17 protein-coding genes are annotated in these 17,756 nt (G+C 58.2%); 10 read left to right on the top strand and 7 right to left on the bottom strand.

From position 1 onward, the window contains the following. The first annotated feature begins 74 nt into the window (after positions 1–74). Complete coding sequence (locus tag ACIQVE_RS03195; protein WP_402804453.1) at positions 75–1,088, top strand: lysozyme inhibitor LprI family protein; 1,014 nt, start codon at positions 75–77, stop codon at positions 1,086–1,088. A 51-nt stretch (positions 1,089–1,139) separates the two neighbouring features. Here ACIQVE_RS03195 and ACIQVE_RS03190 read toward each other — a convergent pair whose 3' ends face one another. Then, the gene (locus ACIQVE_RS03190; RefSeq protein ID WP_402804452.1) at positions 1,140–1,433 is read right to left on the bottom strand and encodes a hypothetical protein; all 294 of its coding nucleotides are present in this window, start codon (positions 1,431–1,433) and stop codon (positions 1,140–1,142) included. Between the two features lie 173 nt (positions 1,434–1,606). Here ACIQVE_RS03190 and ACIQVE_RS03185 point away from each other — a divergent pair, with 173 nt between their 5' ends. Further along, positions 1,607–3,052, top strand: coding sequence for a SulP family inorganic anion transporter (locus ACIQVE_RS03185; protein WP_402804450.1), 1,446 nt, complete (start codon positions 1,607–1,609; stop codon positions 3,050–3,052). A gap of 518 nt (positions 3,053–3,570) precedes the next feature. Here ACIQVE_RS03185 and ACIQVE_RS03180 read toward each other — a convergent pair. Then, positions 3,571–4,083, bottom strand: a complete 513-nt coding sequence (locus ACIQVE_RS03180) for a carboxymuconolactone decarboxylase family protein (RefSeq protein WP_402804447.1) — start codon at positions 4,081–4,083, stop codon at positions 3,571–3,573. 132 nt (positions 4,084–4,215) lie between these two features. Here ACIQVE_RS03180 and ACIQVE_RS03175 point away from each other — a divergent pair, with 132 nt between their 5' ends. Continuing rightward, the gene (locus ACIQVE_RS03175) at positions 4,216–5,031 is read left to right on the top strand and encodes a cupin domain-containing protein (RefSeq protein ID WP_402804444.1); all 816 of its coding nucleotides are present in this window, start codon (positions 4,216–4,218) and stop codon (positions 5,029–5,031) included. A gap of 3 nt (positions 5,032–5,034) precedes the next feature. Here the strand turns inward: ACIQVE_RS03175 and ACIQVE_RS03170 are convergent, their stop codons facing one another. Next, a complete protein-coding gene (locus ACIQVE_RS03170; protein ID WP_402804441.1) occupies positions 5,035–5,928 on the bottom strand; it encodes a DMT family transporter in 894 nt (297 codons plus the stop codon). 91 nt (positions 5,929–6,019) lie between these two features. Between ACIQVE_RS03170 and ACIQVE_RS03165 the strand changes: the two genes are divergently transcribed. After that, positions 6,020–7,351 (top strand): PLP-dependent aminotransferase family protein, encoded by a 1,332-nt coding sequence (locus ACIQVE_RS03165; protein ID WP_402804439.1) that lies wholly within the window; start codon positions 6,020–6,022, stop codon positions 7,349–7,351. Positions 7,352–7,432: 81 nt separating this feature from the next. Beyond that, positions 7,433–7,819 carry a c-type cytochrome gene (locus ACIQVE_RS03160; RefSeq protein WP_402804436.1) on the top strand — a complete coding sequence of 129 codons (387 nt, stop codon included), beginning with the start codon at positions 7,433–7,435 and terminating at the stop codon, positions 7,817–7,819. Positions 7,820–7,826: 7 nt separating this feature from the next. On the opposite strand, the gene ACIQVE_RS03155 is transcribed toward ACIQVE_RS03160, so the two are convergent. Continuing rightward, positions 7,827–8,717 (bottom strand): LysR family transcriptional regulator, encoded by an 891-nt coding sequence (locus ACIQVE_RS03155; RefSeq protein ID WP_402804433.1) that lies wholly within the window; start codon positions 8,715–8,717, stop codon positions 7,827–7,829. Between the two features lie 160 nt (positions 8,718–8,877). Here ACIQVE_RS03155 and ACIQVE_RS03150 point away from each other — a divergent pair, with 160 nt between their 5' ends. Together ACIQVE_RS03150 and ACIQVE_RS03145 are read left to right on the top strand one after the other, a co-directional pair. After that, the gene (locus ACIQVE_RS03150) at positions 8,878–10,179 is read left to right on the top strand and encodes an NAD(P)/FAD-dependent oxidoreductase (protein WP_402804432.1); all 1,302 of its coding nucleotides are present in this window, start codon (positions 8,878–8,880) and stop codon (positions 10,177–10,179) included. Positions 10,180–10,230: 51 nt separating this feature from the next. Further along, on the top strand, positions 10,231–11,319 hold the full coding sequence (locus tag ACIQVE_RS03145; RefSeq protein ID WP_402804430.1) for a polyamine ABC transporter substrate-binding protein: 1,089 nt from the start codon (positions 10,231–10,233) through the stop codon (positions 11,317–11,319). 49 nt (positions 11,320–11,368) lie between these two features. On the opposite strand, the gene ACIQVE_RS03140 is transcribed toward ACIQVE_RS03145, so the two are convergent. Continuing rightward, entirely contained in the window at positions 11,369–13,045 is a 1,677-nt protein-coding gene (locus ACIQVE_RS03140; RefSeq protein WP_402804427.1) for a diguanylate cyclase, read from the bottom strand. A 172-nt stretch (positions 13,046–13,217) separates the two neighbouring features. On the opposite strand from ACIQVE_RS03140, the gene ACIQVE_RS03135 reads away from it, so the two are divergent. Then, positions 13,218–13,553 carry a hypothetical protein gene (locus tag ACIQVE_RS03135; protein ID WP_402804424.1) on the top strand — a complete coding sequence of 112 codons (336 nt, stop codon included), beginning with the start codon at positions 13,218–13,220 and terminating at the stop codon, positions 13,551–13,553. A gap of 72 nt (positions 13,554–13,625) precedes the next feature. Here ACIQVE_RS03135 and ACIQVE_RS03130 read toward each other — a convergent pair whose 3' ends face one another. After that, a complete protein-coding gene (locus tag ACIQVE_RS03130; RefSeq protein ID WP_402804421.1) occupies positions 13,626–13,949 on the bottom strand; it encodes a hypothetical protein in 324 nt (107 codons plus the stop codon). Between the two features lie 175 nt (positions 13,950–14,124). Next, on the bottom strand, positions 14,125–14,706 hold the full coding sequence (locus tag ACIQVE_RS03125) for a chorismate mutase (RefSeq protein WP_402804419.1): 582 nt from the start codon (positions 14,704–14,706) through the stop codon (positions 14,125–14,127). A 226-nt stretch (positions 14,707–14,932) separates the two neighbouring features. Here ACIQVE_RS03125 and ACIQVE_RS03120 point away from each other — a divergent pair, with 226 nt between their 5' ends. Continuing rightward, a complete protein-coding gene (locus ACIQVE_RS03120) occupies positions 14,933–16,141 on the top strand; it encodes a hypothetical protein (RefSeq protein WP_402804417.1) in 1,209 nt (402 codons plus the stop codon). Between the two features lie 205 nt (positions 16,142–16,346). After that, positions 16,347–17,705 (top strand): MATE family efflux transporter, encoded by a 1,359-nt coding sequence (locus tag ACIQVE_RS03115; RefSeq protein ID WP_402804415.1) that lies wholly within the window; start codon positions 16,347–16,349, stop codon positions 17,703–17,705. Positions 17,706–17,756 lie beyond the last annotated feature (51 nt).

Raw genomic sequence — 17,756 nt, 5'->3', positions numbered from 1 at the left:
ACCGCAGTCCATTTCGAGGATTTCCGGGTACAGCGCTGGCATACTGCCCGCCGCCTGAAGAATGGAATCTCTCGATGTTGTCTTTCACACCCCGTCACGCTTTATTGCTGACATATTTCGCATTTACGCCTGTCGTCCACGCCAGCAGTTTTGATTGCGCCAGCGCCAGCAGCAAAACTGAGAAAGCCATTTGTGCAGACCCTTACCTTTCAGGGCTCGACGAGAAACTGGCGGAGCGCTGGCGGTCGACGCTGGCCAAAGTCGCCGACCCCAAAGCCCTCAAGACAGATCAACGTCAATGGCTAAAGAGTCGCAACGCCTGTGGCGACTCGGCGGCCTGTTTGCGCCGACAGTACGTGATGCGCCTGGCCGAACTCGAACACGCCGTTCAGCCCTTCAGTTGGGACGCGACCTGGCAACTCATTCCGCCCGGCACTTCCACATCCGCGACGGTGATCACCAAACAGCTTGATGCCACGCACATCAGCTTCGGTATCACAGCGGGTGAGGGGGCGAACTCCGGTGATCTGGATGGCGTCGCCACACTTAAGGACGGTAACGCCCTATACGCAGAAGACGAATGCACCCTGAGCTTCACGCCCATCAACGGCGTGCTGGATATTTCGCAAGTCGAGGCGGGCGGCTATTGCAGCGCTGGGATGGGCGTGTATTACACCGGTCGTTTTGTCGCCTCGCAGCAGCCGTTGACGCTGGACTACGACATGCTCAGCCTTGGCCTGGCGCGTACGCCGAAGGAAAATCAGGCCCTGCGCACACTGCTCAAGGACGATTACCAAAAGCTGGTGGAATTATCCGGCTCATTGATGACCGCTGAGCCATCAACCGATGTGCCAGGCAGTCAGGTCATGGAAATGTGGATGCGCGGCCTGGGCGGTACAGGCATCGTGATGCGTTCAACCGAGGCTCGTTTCTGGATATTGCTGCAGGTTTACGATGCCAAAGGCCAAGCGCGCCTGCGCTATTACACCAACGCGCCGCAGTGGAAATCGCGCTTGCCTGACGCCCTGCAAGCCTGGAATGAACGCATGAAAAGCCACCAGGATCTCCCCGTGGATTTTATGCCCTGACTTTTTTCGGCCAGCGCGACGCTGGATCGATCATTTGTTTGAAACGCAGGGCTATTCGATCAGCAACCGTTCGAGCTGCGCCAATTCCCAGGTACTGAGCAGGCTCACCGGATCGGTGCCGAAGCGCCGCCAGCTATCGAGCGCGCCTTCATCGCCATCGGCATTGCAGGCGTATTCACAGTGGTGCAACCGTTCACCTTCAGAATCCAGCACAAGGCGCCAGCCGTCGATATCGACCGTGACCAGCCCGGCCTCGGTGCGTGCCTCGCAACTGAGCGACAGTACGCCCAGCGCCGCCTCGCGCAGTCGCTGGCAAACCTTGCGGGCGGTCAGAAATGCAGACATGTTTGGACTCGTTGCGTAAAAGAGCGCACCAGCATAAATCGCGGGTCAACATGTGTCAGCGTATTGCTGGCTCGACGCCGGACAATTCCGTAACATCCGCAACCCTCTTTATCCGCTGCACTCTTTTCAGTAAATCCGCGGCCGTGCCCGGCGGCCGCTCAGTCAGGTAAGCCATGAAACCGATCCGTCTGCGCGCCGATGTCCTGGCCGGACTCACCACCTCGTTTGCCCTGTTGCCCGAATGCATTGCGTTCGCGCTGGTGGCCCACCTCAATCCGTTGATAGGCCTGTATGGCGCTTTCATCATTTGTACGCTGACGGCATTGTTTGGCGGTCGCCCGGGGATGGTCTCCGGTGCGGCGGGTTCGATGGCGGTGGTGATCGTGGCGCTGGTGGTGCAGCACGGCGTGCAATATCTGCTGGCGACCGTGTTACTGGGCGGTTTGATCATGATGGCGTTCGGGCTGCTGCGCCTGGGCAAACTGGTACGCATGGTGCCGCACCCGGTGATGCTCGGCTTCGTCAACGGCCTGGCGATCATCATTGCGCTGGCGCAACTGGAACATTTCAAAAGCGGTGAAAACTGGCTCAGCGGTACGCCGCTGTACCTGATGACCGGGCTGGTGGCGCTGACCATGGCCATCGTCTACATCCTGCCGCGCCTGACCCGCGCAGTGCCGCCGGCGCTGGTGGCGATTCTTGGCGTGGGTCTGCTGGTTTATCTGTTCGGCCTGCCGACCCGCACCCTCGGCGACATGGCGCACATTGCCGGCGGCCTGCCGACCTTTGCCTTGCCGGACATTCCGTGGAACCTGCAAACCCTGGGCATCATCGCGCCGTACGCGATTCTGATGGCGCTGGTCGGTTTGCTGGAAACCCTGCTGACGCTGAACCTTACCGACGAAATCACCGAAACCCGTGGCTACCCGGATCGCGAGTGCGTGGCGCTCGGCGCGGCGAACATGGTCTCGGGCGCATTCGGCGGTATGGGCGGTTGCGCGATGATCGGCCAGACCGTGATCAACCTCAGTTCCGGCGGTCGCGGGCGTTTGTCCGGTGTGGTGGCCGGCGTGCTTATTCTGCTGTTTATCCTGTTTCTGTCGCCACTGATCGAGCGTATTCCGTTGGCGGCGCTGGTCGGCGTGATGTTTGTGGTGTCGCAGCAGACCTTCGCATGGGCTTCGTTACGGGTGGTGAATAAAGTGCCGCTCAACGATGTGTTGGTGATTATCGCCGTGACCACTATTACCGTGTTCACCGACCTGGCCACTGCCGTGCTGTGCGGCATTATCATCGCCGCGCTGAATTTTGCCTGGCAGCAGGCTCGCGAGTTGTATGCCGATGAGCATCTGGAGGCCGACGGCAGCAAACTTTATCGATTGCACGGGACGCTTTTTTTCGCTTCGACCACGCCGTTCCTCAACAGGTTTGATCCGGCCAATGATCCGGCGCGGGTTACGCTTGATTGCCAGCATTTGAGTTTTGTTGATTATTCCGCCATCGCCGCGCTGAAAACTTTGCGCGAGCGTTATGCGAAGGCGGGTAAGCATTTGCAGGTGTTTCATTTGTCGGAGCGCTGTAAGAAGTTGCTTAAGCGCGGTGGCGTTGATCACGATTGAGGGGGGCATATCCGTTGCTGCGGGTAGGGCTGATTAGGGTTCCGCCCTTACGGCGGGTCACCTTTTCCAAACGCCGAAAAGGTAACCCAAAAGGCTTTACCCTGACGTACGGCCCTCGCTGTGGCTCGGGTTCCTTCGCTCCGTGATCGATCCAGGCGCAGTCGCCTGCGGTTTGCTTCGCTGCACCTCCTCTCGATGTGTTCGTCTTCGTCGAACGGTCGCTACACTCCCACCCCCGGATAAATCCCGGAACGAAGGCTGCCGACGGGCCTTCTAGATCAAGAGCTGCACTCGAGCTAACGCTCATTGTGTTGAGTGGTGAGAAGCGAAGCGGGTCGGTGTGTTGTTTTGCTTTGCTTTGCTTTAGGAGTGAGCGACTCAAGCTCGCGGCCCACCCGCGATACCCTGTGGAAGCTGGCTTGCCAGCGATGAGGTGGGTGCATTCGATATTGATGTCGACTGACCCACCGCTATCGCTGGCAAGCCAGCTCTCACAGGATTTTGTGTGCGGCCAAGGTTTAGATCGCCGGGAAATCGATTTCGGTCAGCGCCACGTTGTTCAGGTAGTTGGTCAGCGTTTGCACGGCGACCAGGGCAATCACTTCAATGATTTTCACGTCGTCGATTCCGGCAGCGCGGGCGGCGGCGATTTGTTCGTCGTTTAAGTGGCCACGGCTTTGCGTGAGTTGCTGGGCGAGGGCGGCGTAGGCGTTGAGTTCGCCCTCACGTGCCGCGACGATGTCTTGTGCCGACAGCCCGGCCTTACCGGCAAACAGGGTGTGCGCCGCCAGGCAATAATCGCAACCGTTGACCTGCGACGTTGCGAGGTAAACCGCTTCTTTCTCCTTGGCGCTCAGCGAGGTTTTACCGAGGATCGCCGAGGCTTGTACGTAGGTCTCAAGCGCTACCGGCGCCTTGGCCAGGGTGGTGAAAAGATTGGGCAGGAAGCCGATTTTCTTTTTCACGCCTTCCAGTACCGGGCGGGTGGTGTCGGTGGCGGATTCGAGGCTGATGGCGTTGATGCGGCTCATAGTGATTCTCCGAAGATCCGGTGCGAAGTGCACCGGCGATGGAGATGATGTTAATCAGCGCTTGTGGTGCTTTGGCGTCAAATCGTCGAGGATATGCGGCAGATCGTCCAGATATTCGCTCGGGAGTCGTCCATGGATCGCCTTTCCACGTTGCTCAGCCATTTCGGTGTACATGCCGGTACCTTTCACAGCGGCGACTTTTGCGGCGTCGGTGTTCATGAGGGCGAGCCGAGTGGGTACGTGCATCTGTTGCAGTCGGGTGAGTTGCTGCTCAAACCGGGCAATGAACCCGAGATCCGACTCGATCAGCCGTCGCTGATTTTCTTTCCCGGCCCCTTTGCCCACCGCATGGTGGCCGACACGTCCATGGAGACGAAACTGGTCTGCGCGACGCTGACGTTTGACGGCGGTTCGGGCAATGCATTGGCGGCGGCGCTGCCGGATTATCTGGTGCTCAAACTCACCGAGATTCCAGAGTTGGCCAGCAAACTGGAATGGCTGTTCAAAGAAGCCTACGAAGGTCATTGCGGACGCGTGGCGGTGATGGATCGGTTGTTCGAATTATTGGTGATTCTGCTGTTGCGCCACCTCATCAGCAGTCGTGATCAAGCACCTGGAATGATGGCCGGGCTGGCCGATCCGCGCCTGTCCCGCGCCTTGAATCTCATGCATGAGCAGCCCGAAAAGCCTTGGAGCGTGGCCGATCTGGCGGCGGCTGCCAACCTGTCTCGCGCCGGATTTGCCGAGCAGTTTCACCGTGTTGTCGGGCAGACACCGGGTGATTATCTGCTGAGCTGGCGGGTCAGTCTGGCGCAGAAACGTCTGCGCGAGGGCCGGCCGATTGCGTTGATTGCCGAAGAGGTTGGCTACGAAAGCCCTTCGGCGCTGGCCCGGGCTTTTCGCCGCAAGACCGGGCTCAGCCCTCGGGAGTGGAAGGCCGGAATCTGAACGTTATTTGGCGAACTTCTTCGCCCCGGCGACACACAAAATCACCCCCAATGTCACCGCAAGCATGCTGATGCTGACTTGTTCATGCAGCAACGTCGCCGCCAGCGCCAGGCCGAAAAACGGTTGCAGCAACTGCAACTGCCCAACCGCCGCGATCCCGCCCTGCGCCAGTCCGCGATACCAGAACACGAATCCGATCAACATGCTGAATAGCGACACGTAGGCCAGAGACAGCCATGCCGAGAGGCTGATGTTGCTGAACGAGGCGGGCGCCAGCGACAGGCTCAGCAACGCCATCAGCGGCAGGGACAACACCAGCGCCCAGCAGATCACCTGCCAGCCGCCGAGGGTGCGCGACAGCTTCGCGCCTTCGGCGTAACCGAGGCCGCAGGCCAGAATTGCCGCGAGCATCAACAAGTCACCGGTGGGCGAAGCGGTCAGTCCCTGGGATAGCGCGAACCCAACCACCAGAGCGCTGCCAAGAATCGAGAAAAACCAGAACACCGGTCGCGGACGCTCACCGCCGCGCAGCACACCGAAGATCGCTGTGGCCAGTGGCAGCAATCCTACGAAAACAATCGAATGCGCCGACGTCACGTGTTGCAACGCCAACGCGGTCAGCAGCGGGAAACCCAACACCACGCCCATCGCGACAATGAACAGCGAGAGCCACTGACTCCGCGCCGGACGTCGCTCGCGAAAAAGCCACAACAGACCCACCGCCAATACCCCGGCGATGGCCGCCCGTGCCACGGTGAGAAACACCGGGTCGAACTCCAGCACCGCCAGGCGCGTGGCTGGCAGCGAGCCGCTGAAGATCACCACGCCGATAAAACCGTTGATCCAGCCACTGGTTTTTTCCAGTGCCGGCTTAGCCAGATTTGAAGTCCGTTCCATACACAGTCACGCTCAGAATTGGGGTTGCGTTGGTTGAATCCTAGGGGCCAGAATCAGCACAATCAAAAAATTGTCATGGATACATCCGGACATGCCGCGCTCCCGCTACAAAACCCTCGTTGATACTTATGCCGCGGACATCCGCTCGGGACGTCTGGCGCCCGGCACGCGACTGCCGGCCCACCGGCAACTGGCCGCGAGCGAAGGGCTGGCGCTGGTTACAGCCTCGCGGGTGTACGCGGAGCTTGAGGCGATGGGCCTGGTCAGTGGCGAAACCGGACGCGGCACGTTTGTGCGCGAAACCTCGTTGGCGCCGGGGCAGGGCATTGATCAGAAGGATGTGGCGGTCGGCATGATCGACCTCAATTTCAACTATCCGTCATTGCCCGGTCAGGCTGACCTGTTGCGCAATGCCTTGCGGCAATTGGCGTTGTCCGGTGACCTGGAATCGCTGCTGCGTTATCAACCGCACGCCGGCCGCCAACATGAGCGGGTCTCGGTCGCGCGGCATCTGCTAAGTCGCGGTGTGAGCGTCGAGGCCGAGCAGGTGTTGATCGTCAACGGCGCCCAGCAAGGGCTGGCGGTGACGCTGATGGCGCTGCTCAAACCGGGCGATGTGATCGCGGCAGATGCGCTGACCTATTCCGGGTTCAAGGTGCTGGCCGAAGCCCTGCATCTGGAAGTGGTGGCGATCCCGATGGGTGACCACGGGCCGGATCTGGCGGCACTGGACAAACTCTGTCGCAGCCGCTCGGTGCGCGCTGTGTACAGCATGCCGACCCTGCACAATCCGCTGGGTTGGGTGATGCCGACGGAACAACGCGAGCAACTTGTGTCAATTGCTCGACAGCATGATCTGACGATCATTGAAGACGCGGCCTACGCCTTTCTGGTGGAAAACCCACCACCAGCGTTGGTCGACATGGCGCCGGAGCGCACCGTTTACGTGTCGGGACTTTCCAAGAATATCGCCACCGGTTTGCGCGTAGGTTTCATCGCTGCGCCTGTGGCCAAGGTGCCGGCGCTGGAACGCATCATCCGCGCCACCACTTGGAACACCCCCGGCGTGATGACGGCCATTGCTTGCAGCTGGCTCGACGACGGCACGGTCACGCTGCTTGAAGAGCAAAAACGCAACGACGCCAAGGCTCGGCAGGCACTGGCCGCCGAGTTGCTCAAGGGACTGCCTTACATCACCCATCCATCCTCATACTTCTTGTGGTTGCCGCTGCCGGAAGATGTGCGCGCCGATCAGATTGTCGTGGAGTTGATGCACGAACAGATATCTGTCACCAGTGCCGAACCGTTTTCGGTGTCGACGCACACACCGCATGCGATTCGGTTGGCGTTGGGTTCGGTGGATATGAGCGTGTTGCGCCAAGCCTTGATTACCGTCAGAAAAGTCGTCGGCGCTTACCTGTAGAACCGTTGGCGAGGGAGCAAGCTCCCTCGCCACAAAATGTTAGCCTTGACGCAATCGCATCAAATCGCTTTGGATCGCCCGATGAAAAACACCGCTTCACTGTCCCTCGCCTTGATACTCACCGCTGGCCTGCTCAGCGCACCCGCCCACGCAGCAGGCGATCCCGAGGCCGGCGCAAAAATCTTCCCGCGCCTGTGCGGTGGCTGCCATCAAGTCGGCGAATCCGCCCGCCCGGGGTTCGGCCCGGAACTCAACGGCATCATCGGCCGCCCGGCCGGGACTTCGGCGAACTATGTGTATTCGGATGCGATGAAGAGTTCGGGGGTGACCTGGGATCACGAAACGCTGAAGGCTTATCTGAAAGATCCGAAGGGCGTGGTGCCCGGTACGCGGATGATTTTCTGGGGGCTGAGTGATGAGGAGAAGCTCGAGAATCTGCTGGCGTACCTGCAGACCTTCCCGAAGTAGGGAGCGCCTAGACGGAGATCGGGTTGATGGCCTGTGTGATGAACCATTGCATGATCAGCGTGGTTGCAGGATGCGAGGCCGCCGCTGGCTGTAAACACAACGCATAAAGTCCGCCGGTTTTAAGCGGCTCCCCAAACGGCACCACCAACACCCCGCGCTCGATCGATTCCGCCGCCAGCGTCATGTCCGTCACCGCCACACCCAACCCCCGTGCCGCCGCGTCCAGTGCCAATTCATCCAGGTTGAACGGGATATGCCGGTAATCTTCCAGTGGTTTTCCGTCATTCGCCGCCAGCCATTCGATCCATGCCTGCCGATCCGCCGAGCGATGCAGCATGGCAAAACGCAGCAACTCTTCTACCGAGCGGGGCGCATTTGCCAGATTAGGCGAACACACCGGCACCAGTGTTTCCTCAAACAACGTCAGGCAATCCGTATCGTCGGACGGCTGCGGCAGATAGAGGATGAAGGCGTCGCAGTCATTGCCCGGTTCGACTACTTCGGTGGCAACCGTTTCGATCGCCAGCGACACCTCGGGATGGTTCAGATAGAAGTCGCTGAGTTTCGGCAGCAACCAGCGCACTGCCAATGAAACATGCATGCGGATGCGAAACGGACGCTGCTGCGGGGCGAGGCGCTCTTCGAGGGTTTTCAGTTGTTCAAGCATGCTGCGGGCGGTGGCCAGTACGTGTTCACCTTCCGGGGTCAGGCGCAGGCTGCGGCTGGTTCTGATGAACAGCGCAACATTGAAATGACTTTCAAGCTGCTGGATTTGCCGGCTCACCGCGCTTTGCGTCAGGCACAGCGTCTGCGCCGCCAAGGTGAAGCTGCCGCGATCGGCGACTTCGACCAAGGCCTGCATGGCTTGCAGCGAGGGAACGTGGCGAATTTTATCCATGCGTTTTCAGAATGCTTCGATGATTTTATAGCGTTGGTCGGTCAAGCAAAGACCTTATAGATTCTAGCTCTGGCGGCAGATTTTTCCATCGGCGCATGCGATTCACGCATGACCTCTGTTTAGAAGCAAGCCGCAGTACGACAGTCGAATGAGGTGGTGCATGGAAAACGTATGTGGCTGGATCGCGCAAGCCGGTAGCTCACCGGAGCGCGCTCGCCTGCGTGGCGCGCAAAGCGCCGATTGGCTGGTGATTGGCGCCGGGATCACCGGCCTCAGCGCCGCGCATACCCTCGCTGAAATGCACCCGCAGGCACGCATCGTGGTGGTCGATCGGCAACGGGCGGCGCAGGGTGCTTCGGCGCGCAACTCGGGTTTTGTTGTGGCGCACGAGCATCCGGCGCACAGCGAGTTGATCGGTGCTCCGGGCTTCGCCGGGTTTGAAGTCGACACGATGATTTCCCGTGCGGCCAGCGAAGAAGTGCGTCAGCGCATTGCCCGCCATGCCATTGATTGCGACTTTCGTGACAGTGGCTACTACTTTGCCGTCAGCGACCGGGCCAAGCTCGACCACGTCGACGCCAAACTGGCAACACTGCACGCCCTCGGTGCTCGCGCAGAGTTTTTGCAAGGCGCGGCACTGGCGCAAAAACTTGGCACTCGCCACTACCAAGCCGCGATCTGGTGCGGACACGGCAACGCGTTGCTGCAACCGGCCAAATACGTCAAAGGTTTGCTCGACGCACTGCCGGGCAATATCACGGTTTACGAGAACACTGACATCACCGGTATCGAGCGCCTGAGTCAGGGACGGCTGCGAGCCAATACCGTTGATGGCAGCATCAATGCCAAGCAGATTCTGGTCTGCCTGAACGCGTTTATTCCCCGGGTCGGGATCGCCGACAGCGCCACCTTCCCGATGGAACTCAGTGCGAGTCTCACGCGGCCGCTCAGCGATCAGGAGTTTCAGGCAATCGGCGCAGTGGAGCCGTGGGGCGTGCTGTCGACGAGGCCGCTCGGCGCCACGGTGCGGCTGACCCCGGACCGCCGGGTGATGATCCGCAACACCGCCGAATACCGCACGCGCGATCTTTCCAACAGCGAACTGGCTTTACGCCGGCAGCACCACGTTCGTGGCTTGCAGCGGCGCTTTCCGTTCCTCGGCGAGCAAGACATTCAATACACCTGGACCGGTCACTTGAGCGCGAGCCGCAGCGGTCAGGCGTTTTTTGATCGGGTCGAAGAGGGCGTGTTTGCCGTAGCCGGCTGCAATGGTTCCGGCGTGGCGCGCGGAACATTGTGGGGTCGGTTGCTGGCGGAATTGGCGTCGGGCGTTGACTCACTGCTGCTGCAATCGGTCATGCAACGGGCCGAGCCCGGTTGGTTGCCGCCGCGACCCTTCTTCGACATCGGTGCCATGCTGCGCATGCGCGTGGAGGCGGTCAGGGCCAGAACAGAGATCTGAAATTACGCCTATCAAACAAGAACAAAAGCCACTCAACTCAGGTGATAGACCATGCGCATCCAGCCACTTTCTCTAGCGATCGTACTCGCTGCCGGTTCGACGACCACTTACGGCGACGAAACCGTCAACATCTCCAACTGGAACAGCTACATCGCGCCGGACACTCTGGCCAACTTCACCCAGTCCACTGGCATCAAGACCACTTACGACATCCATGACAGTAACGAGGTGCTGGAGTCGAAGTTAATGACCGGCAATACCGGTTATGACGTGGTCAGCCCGTCGAACCACTTTCTGTCGCGCCTGATCAAGGCCGGGGCGATTCAGAAACTGGACAAGTCGCAACTGCCGAACTGGAAAAACCTCGACCCGCTGTTGATGCACAAACTTGAAGTCAACGACCCCGGCAACCAGTACGGCTATCCCTACATGTGGGGCACCGCCGGCATTGGTTACAACGTCGAGAAGATCAAGGCGATCTTCGGCAACACCGATATCACTCGCTCATGGAAGATGTTGTTTGAAGAAGACAACATCAAGAAGTTGAGCCAGTGCGGCGTTGCGTTCATTGATAACCCGACTCAGGTGCTGCCGATCACCCTCAACTACTTGGGCCTGCCGTCGCACAGCCACGAACCGGCCGATTACAAAAAGGCTGAGCAGGCTTTATTGAAAATCCGCCCGTACATTCGCTACTTCCACGCCTCCAAGTACATCAGTGACCTGGCCAACGGCGATATTTGCGTGGTGATCGGTTTCAACGGCGACATCGTCCAGGCAGCGGCCAGTGCCCGGGAAGCGAAAAACGGCATCAACATCGCTTATTCGATCCCGGACGAAGGCACGACATTGTGGTTCGACATGATGGTCATGCCCAAAAGCGCACCGCACGCAAAGAATGGCTACGCCTACATGAACTACCTGCTCGAACCCAAAGTGATCGCCAACATCAGCAACAGCATCCATTACGCCAACCCGAATGCAGCGGCCAATGAATTCCTCAATCCGGACGTGAAACAAGATGCGGCGATCTACCCGCCGAAGAGCGTGATGGAAAAGTTGTTCACCGTGGAAGAACTACCGGCGAAGATTGCACGGTTGACGACGCGGTTGTGGACCAAACTCAAAACCAACACCTGAGCCGATAATCCGGCGTCTGCGGATTAACTGTAGAAGTTGCCGACAGCTTCTACAGATGGGCAATCGCCGAAACGCCTGGGTTACAGGCCACCTGATTACGACCCGCCGCTTTTGCCTGATAAAGCAGTTGATCGGCGCGTTTGATCAGGTTGCCGGGCTTGTTGTCCGCAGGATCTGCCAGGCCTACACCGATGCTGACCGTCACTTGGCCGGCGTTTGCAAAATCGGCGCCGGCGACGGCTGCGCGAATCTTTTCGGCGACCACCTCCGGGGTGTCTGGCGTGCTGATTTCCGGCAGCAACACGGCGAACTCCTCACCGCCGTAACGTGCCACGAAGTCGGTGGTGCGCAGGCTACTCTGAATCAATTGAGCCAACTGTTGCAGCACTTCGTCGCCCACCGCATGGCCGTGAGTGTCATTGATGCGTTTGAAATGATCGGCGTCGATCAACAGCAGCGCAAACGAGCGGCCGGTGCGGCGCGACAGCAGGCTGTATTCAGTGAGTTTTTCGTCGAAGCGGCGGCGGTTGTGAACGCCGGTCAGGGCATCGTGAGTCGCGAGGCTCAGCAGTTCGGCGTTGGCCTGCATGAGGTCGGCGGTGCGTTGCGCCACGGTGGCTTCGAGCGAGGCATTGGCTTCCTGCAGTTCGCGCTCCTTGCCGAGCAGCGATTGCGTCATTGCATCAATTGACTGGCCGAGTTGGGCAATTTCCTGCACCGGATGCTGAAGAGGGAAGTGCGCGCCGGGCTGGTTGTCCTGAACCTGCTTGGCCGAGCGGGCGAGCTGCTCGATCGGACGGCTCAGGTACAGCGCCAGATAATACGCCACCAAGGCAAATACCACTGCCGCAAACACCCCCAGCATGAGCAATTCATAGAGCAGCAGGCGGGCCGGTTGCAGCGCGGTTTCCAGTGGTTGACGCAAGGCAATTGACCACGACAGAGCTGTACCCGATGGCGTTGGCACGGTGACCATGCCCGTCAGGTAACCGTTGCCGACTGACCAATCCGGCGCCTTTGATTCGTTCGTGGCCAATTGCTGGCCCATCAGGGCCTCGGGGTACAACACTTTGCCGTCGTGATCGATGATCAGCGCCTCGATGTCCGGCGCCGTGTTTTTATGCGAAAACGCCGCTGATTCAACGATGTGGGTCACCCAGTTCCAGTGTGCATGGGCGCCCAGCACACCAATTACCTGGCCTTCGGCATTGTGGATCGGCGCGGCGAAATCGATGAAACGCAGCGGTTCGCCGTTTGGCAGGGCCGGTAACATCTTGGCCAGCAGTACGGCTTCATGTGGGTCGCCGGTGTATTGACCTCGCAACCCAGCCTGAAACCATGGTCGTTGCTGCACCGATTGGCCCACCAGCAAACCATTCACCGCTTGATGGACTTGGCCCGCGGCATCGGTCACGCCCATCCAGGCATACTCGGTGCGGGCCTCGGCGCGCAGTTGCATCGACCTCAGAATCGCCGGGTTGTCCAGATCGCCGCGCTCCAGATGCGGTGCCTGGCTGAGCAGATAAACCTCAAGCTGGCGTTCGCGCAACTGCTCGCCCAGCAGGGTCGCCGCCGACCTGGCGGTATTCAACAGCGCATTACCGCTGGCCTGTTTCATCTGTTGCGTGGCGATATGGCCGACATAAAACCCCACGCTCAACAGCGTCAACAGGGATAGACCGGCAAACCACAGGGTGAGATGGATACGCAGACTGGCTTTGAGCATGGGCGATGTCTGTCTTTATTGGCGATGCGCAATGGTAGGCGACATCGTCAACCGGTTGCCAGCGAAGCGCGCGATGAAACTTGTCCAGATTGATACCAAAGTGCCACTTGCTTGGGTAAAGTGTGCGCCGTCCGAGAGATGGATCCCGGGCGTTTCTATATGGAGTTTTACAGTGAAATACCTCAGCAAAGTAGTCGCCGCCGCACTGTTCGGTGTGGTTCTGGCAGGTTGCACCGGCACCCCGATGAAGACCCAACAATACGACAGCAGCCAATACACCGTGGTTGGCCACAGTGAAGCAACCGCCACCGGCCTGCTGCTGTTCGGCGTCATCCCGATTCAGCAGAACAACCGCTTCGTCCGCGCGCAGACCGCTGCGATCAAAGCCAAGGGCGGCGACGCCATGATCAACACCCAAGTCCAGGAAAACTGGTTCTGGGCATGGGTCCTGACTGGCTACACCACCAAGATTTCCGGTGACGTGGTCAAGCTGAAAACCGCGCAGTAAGCGACGGCTGAATGCAAAAAAGCCCGGCTGATCAGGCCGGGCTTTTTATGGGGACTGCGTAGGGCTATTGATTCATGCAACGCGGCGATCGATCAGGCGATCGGAACCACCTTCAGCAACACGGCGATCGATCAGACGATCGGAGCCACCTTCAGCCACACGGCGTTCGATCAGACGATCGGAACCACCTTCGGCAACACGGCGTTCGATCAGACGATCGGAACCACCTTCAGCAACACGGCGATCGATCAGACGATCGGAGCCACCTTCGGCCACACGACTTTCAATCAACCGATCCGAGCCGCCTTCAGCGACCGTGCTGTGTGTCGGGGTTGCGGCAAAAGCGTTAACTGCGAAAACCGAGAAAGCGATGCTGAGAAGGGTTTGGCGTTTCATGATCGTGTGCTCCGGGGTGTTGTTGGTGGGTATGGAGCCGATCTTACGCCGCGCAGTTTTTATGAGAACTTCATTGCCGTGATGGTGAACATCGACGCCACTGATGGTTACCAAACCCAACACAAATCCAATGTAGGAGCTGCCGCAGGCTGCGATCTTTTGACCTTCCCCCCGGTCAAGGCACGCTGACCGCCCGAACACACAACTCGCCAGTGGCACGCACCAGCGCCAACTCATGCAACGCATCATGGGCCAGACCGCTGCGCGCCCTGGCCAACCACACCGAGCAATTCGCATCCTGACGATAAGGCGCGAAGTCCGCGTACTGCTGCAGCAACCGGTTCTGCAGCTCATCCAGACGCGGACGAATCTGTTTACCCAGATCAGGCCGCGGCGTATCCGGCGCAGCCCCGGCCGCTTGCCATTGCGCCAGTAATCCGTACTGCACGAGTTTGTTCGCCTCCATCTGCGCCGCAAGCAACTGCGCCACCTCTTCAGGATCGAGCTTGCGCTCGCTGGCCAGCGCGCGGGCATTGGCGATGACCTGCGCTTCACGTGGGCTGTCCTGGATCGGCTTGCCACTGTCCCACTTGGTCAACGCAACGAGATCGCCGATGTTCAGGCGTTCTTGCAATGTTTCCAGCAAGTGTCGTATTACCGCTGGCGAATGGGCAGGCGTGTCCGCCTGGACGGTGTTGGCGATTGAAACGATGAACGTGAAAGCAAGCCACTCAAGTGGTCGGGGGGCTGCAGGCATTCTCTTCTCCTTACGGAAATACTGACAACTTGATGGTAGTTGGCGTTGTGACATCAGGATACTCAATAGCCGATTGAGTGGTTCTAGGGGAAATACTCCACAATTATGGCATCGAGCTATCAAACTCGGGCATGATTCAGGCCTCACCGCTCCATTGCTTTTTCTACGGCGCAGGTTCATGTATTGCTTGTTGCTTTACTGGGTATTCAGGAATTAAGGGTCAGGAATGACTAGCACAAAGATTCAAAGGCAGTCCGCTAATCGGGATAAAGGCGAATATCGCACATCAACTTATCTGGCCGATGAGTTTTGGGTTTTGAAAAGACCTGTGGATATTGATGGTGCTGATTTCCTCATACAGTTACCCGCTACTACACTTGAAGATCTAAGGGGGCGTTCCAGGTATATTGAAGTGCTCGGCATCGTTCAATCGAAATTCTTTGAGAAGAAGAATGGGGTCAGCATACATAAGAAGTATGTATTAGACGCGGAAGGCAAGCCGCGTAGCGAGTTTTTTTGCTTTTTTCATACCGATGATTTGGCAGGGGAACATATCTCTTATTTTTTTGTCGCGGAAGATATTGTTCGTGAACTTGCCGTTACATCCTGTGGTGAGTATTACCGGTTCAAGTTGACAAAGAAATGTTTCTACGAAAAGCAAAAAAATATGGGTAGGAAGCATATTTCTCAAGTGATGAAGGCGGGCATCCAAAGGACAGAGATAGCGAGCAACACCCGCTTTGTACGGGAGTTGTTCAAGGTTTATTCGACGCCCACCTTGCATCATGAAGAACAACCGGATTTTGTTTACTCCTTGCGAATTGTGGAGGGGGTGCGAATAGTCTTGTGCAGAAGCTCAACGGGGCCGCACGGTCATCTCCTGGAAATGAGGCGGGATCTCTTTCCTAATCAGGGTGCGTTTTTTTGGGGTGGAAGTGGTACAGGGCCAAAGTTTCTTGCAGTGAGTATGTTGGCGCACCACATGAATGGAGAGATACCGACGGCGAAGAATATAAATGATTTGGTTGTCAATCTTCTCAGTAAAATTGATATGGATTCTGAGTGTAATATTACTTCGCGAGAAATATTATCTGCCCTGCAGAGAAAGAGCAGTCGTGAAAGCGAGATGGACACACTTGAGAGGAACTGGTTTGGCGATATGCATGGAAAGGGTGTCGAATTGGTCGAGGTGCTTGAACGTATAGATAATGAATTAAGGGTTAAATGCAAGAGGGGAGAGGAATTTCGCTTGATTATTTCGGTGGCGGGAATGAGCAAGGTGCCGCTTATTGACCATGTAATGAAGCAGATAGCGCGATCCACGGATGCCGCGGTCCCGGTCTTTTATAATTTTGCCTTGGTGCTCAGGGAGCCGACTACATCTAAAGCGTTGGAAGTATCATTGTCGGAAGTGTATCGGTTTCACAATGATTGATGATGATCGAGAATGCCGAATAATGATGCGGTGAGTCCTGATATGACACACGCTGGACACCACAGGGTGAAAATCACGACAGATCATCGAAGCATCGCGCCGGTTTGAGCAATGACGTGATCTGAAATGTTAATTGCGCCCCGCTCGCAACTCACCGAAGCTATCCTTCATCAGCCTTCCAGTCGTCGAGATGGACCTCCATTCAATGCAAACCCCCAGCGTCACCAAACCCCTCTGGCAAACCTACCTGCTGTTTTTGGCGCCGATGGTGCTGTCCAACTTTCTGCAGTCGATGTCGGGCACGGTCAACAGCATTTACATCGGCCAGATGCTCGGCACTCAGGCGCTGGCGGCGGTGTCGGGGATGTTTCCTGTGGTGTTCTTTTTTATCACGTTGGTGATCGGTCTCGGCGCGGGCGCGGGGGTGTTGATCGGCCAGGCGTGGGGCGCGCGTGAGCCGCATATGGTCAAGGCGATTGCCGGGGCGACGCTGCTTCTAGGTGTACTGATTGGTTTGGTCGCGGCGGTATTGGGCAGTGTGTTTGCGCGGCAGGCGCTGACGGGGTTGGGAACGCCGGCGGATGTGCTCGACGATGCGGTGGCGTATGCCCACGTAATGATGTGGATTCTGCCGCCGCTGCTGGTGTTCGTGCTGTTCACGCAGTTGTTGTGCGGGGTCAGCGATACGGTGTCGCCGTTGCTGGCGCTGGTGGTGTCGACCTGTGTCGGGCTGGCGCTGACGCCAGCGTTGATTCGGGGCTGGTTCGGCTTGCCGCAACTGGGGATTCAGAGTGCAGCGTATGCGGGGCTTGCGGGTAACCTGGCGGCGATGGCGTGGCTGGCGTGGCGGTTGATTCGCAAGAACCATCCACTGGCGCCGGACCGAGAGTTTTTTGCGGCACTGCGGTTCGACGGGGTGATTCTTGGCAAAGTCCTGCGCATCGGTTTGCCGACCGGCGTGCAGATGATTGTGTTGTCGCTTTCGGAATTGGTGATCCTGGCCTTGGTCAACCAGCATGGCTCGCAAGCAACGGCGGCTTATGGCGCGGTGACGCAGATCGTCAACTATGTGCAATTCCCGGCGTTGTCGATTGCGATCACTGCTTCGATCCTCGGCGCACAGGCCATCGGCGCGGGACGGCTGGAACGAATGGGGCCGATTTTGCGTACCGGTCTGTTGATCAATGTGTGTTTAACCGGCGGCTTGATTGTGCTGGGTTATCTGTTGTCGCACTGGTTGCTCGGGTTGTTCCTGACCGAAGACTCGACTCGGGCGATGGCTGAACATCTGTTGCACATCATGTTGTGGAGCCTGTTGGTGTTCGGCTTTCAGGCAATCATCGGCGGCATCATGCGCGCCAGTGGCACGGTGCTGGTGCCGGTGGTGATCGCTATTGTCTGTGTGGTGGGCGTGCAATTACCGGCGGCCTATTGGCTGGACGGGCAGTTTGGTTTGCAAGGTGTGTGGATGGCGTTTCCGGTGGCTTACCTGGGAATGCTGGTGTTGCAGACGCTGTATTACAAACTGGTCTGGCGGCATCAGAAGATTGAACGACTGGTTTAATCTCTGTAGGGGCTGCCGAAGGTTCGGGGTAGGTAGATAAATCTGTGAAAT

The organism is Pseudomonas sp. NPDC098747 (assembly GCF_044760045.1).
GTDB lineage: Bacteria > Pseudomonadota > Gammaproteobacteria > Pseudomonadales > Pseudomonadaceae > Aquipseudomonas.
The sequence above is the reverse complement of the archived record's forward strand: the minus strand, read 5'-3'. Positions and strand labels throughout refer to the sequence as shown.

Coding starts and splice junctions, on each gene's coding strand:
- ACIQVE_RS03115 (WP_402804415.1), top strand. CDS start 16,347: ATGCAAACCCCCAGCGTCACCAAACCCCTCTGGCAAACCTACCTGCTG.
- ACIQVE_RS03130 (WP_402804421.1), bottom strand. CDS start 13,949: ATGAAACGCCAAACCCTTCTCAGCATCGCTTTCTCGGTTTTCGCAGTT.
- ACIQVE_RS03120 (WP_402804417.1), top strand. CDS start 14,933: ATGACTAGCACAAAGATTCAAAGGCAGTCCGCTAATCGGGATAAAGGC.
- ACIQVE_RS03165 (WP_402804439.1), top strand. CDS start 6,020: ATGCCGCGCTCCCGCTACAAAACCCTCGTTGATACTTATGCCGCGGAC.
- ACIQVE_RS03160 (WP_402804436.1), top strand. CDS start 7,433: ATGAAAAACACCGCTTCACTGTCCCTCGCCTTGATACTCACCGCTGGC.
- ACIQVE_RS03150 (WP_402804432.1), top strand. CDS start 8,878: ATGGAAAACGTATGTGGCTGGATCGCGCAAGCCGGTAGCTCACCGGAG.
- ACIQVE_RS03170 (WP_402804441.1), bottom strand. CDS start 5,928: ATGGAACGGACTTCAAATCTGGCTAAGCCGGCACTGGAAAAAACCAGT.
- ACIQVE_RS03180 (WP_402804447.1), bottom strand. CDS start 4,083: ATGAGCCGCATCAACGCCATCAGCCTCGAATCCGCCACCGACACCACC.
- ACIQVE_RS03145 (WP_402804430.1), top strand. CDS start 10,231: ATGCGCATCCAGCCACTTTCTCTAGCGATCGTACTCGCTGCCGGTTCG.
- ACIQVE_RS03125 (WP_402804419.1), bottom strand. CDS start 14,706: ATGCCTGCAGCCCCCCGACCACTTGAGTGGCTTGCTTTCACGTTCATC.
- ACIQVE_RS03140 (WP_402804427.1), bottom strand. CDS start 13,045: ATGCTCAAAGCCAGTCTGCGTATCCATCTCACCCTGTGGTTTGCCGGT.
- ACIQVE_RS03195 (WP_402804453.1), top strand. CDS start 75: ATGTTGTCTTTCACACCCCGTCACGCTTTATTGCTGACATATTTCGCA.
- ACIQVE_RS03155 (WP_402804433.1), bottom strand. CDS start 8,717: ATGGATAAAATTCGCCACGTTCCCTCGCTGCAAGCCATGCAGGCCTTG.
- ACIQVE_RS03185 (WP_402804450.1), top strand. CDS start 1,607: ATGAAACCGATCCGTCTGCGCGCCGATGTCCTGGCCGGACTCACCACC.
- ACIQVE_RS03175 (WP_402804444.1), top strand. CDS start 4,216: ATGGATCGCCTTTCCACGTTGCTCAGCCATTTCGGTGTACATGCCGGT.
- ACIQVE_RS03190 (WP_402804452.1), bottom strand. CDS start 1,433: ATGTCTGCATTTCTGACCGCCCGCAAGGTTTGCCAGCGACTGCGCGAG.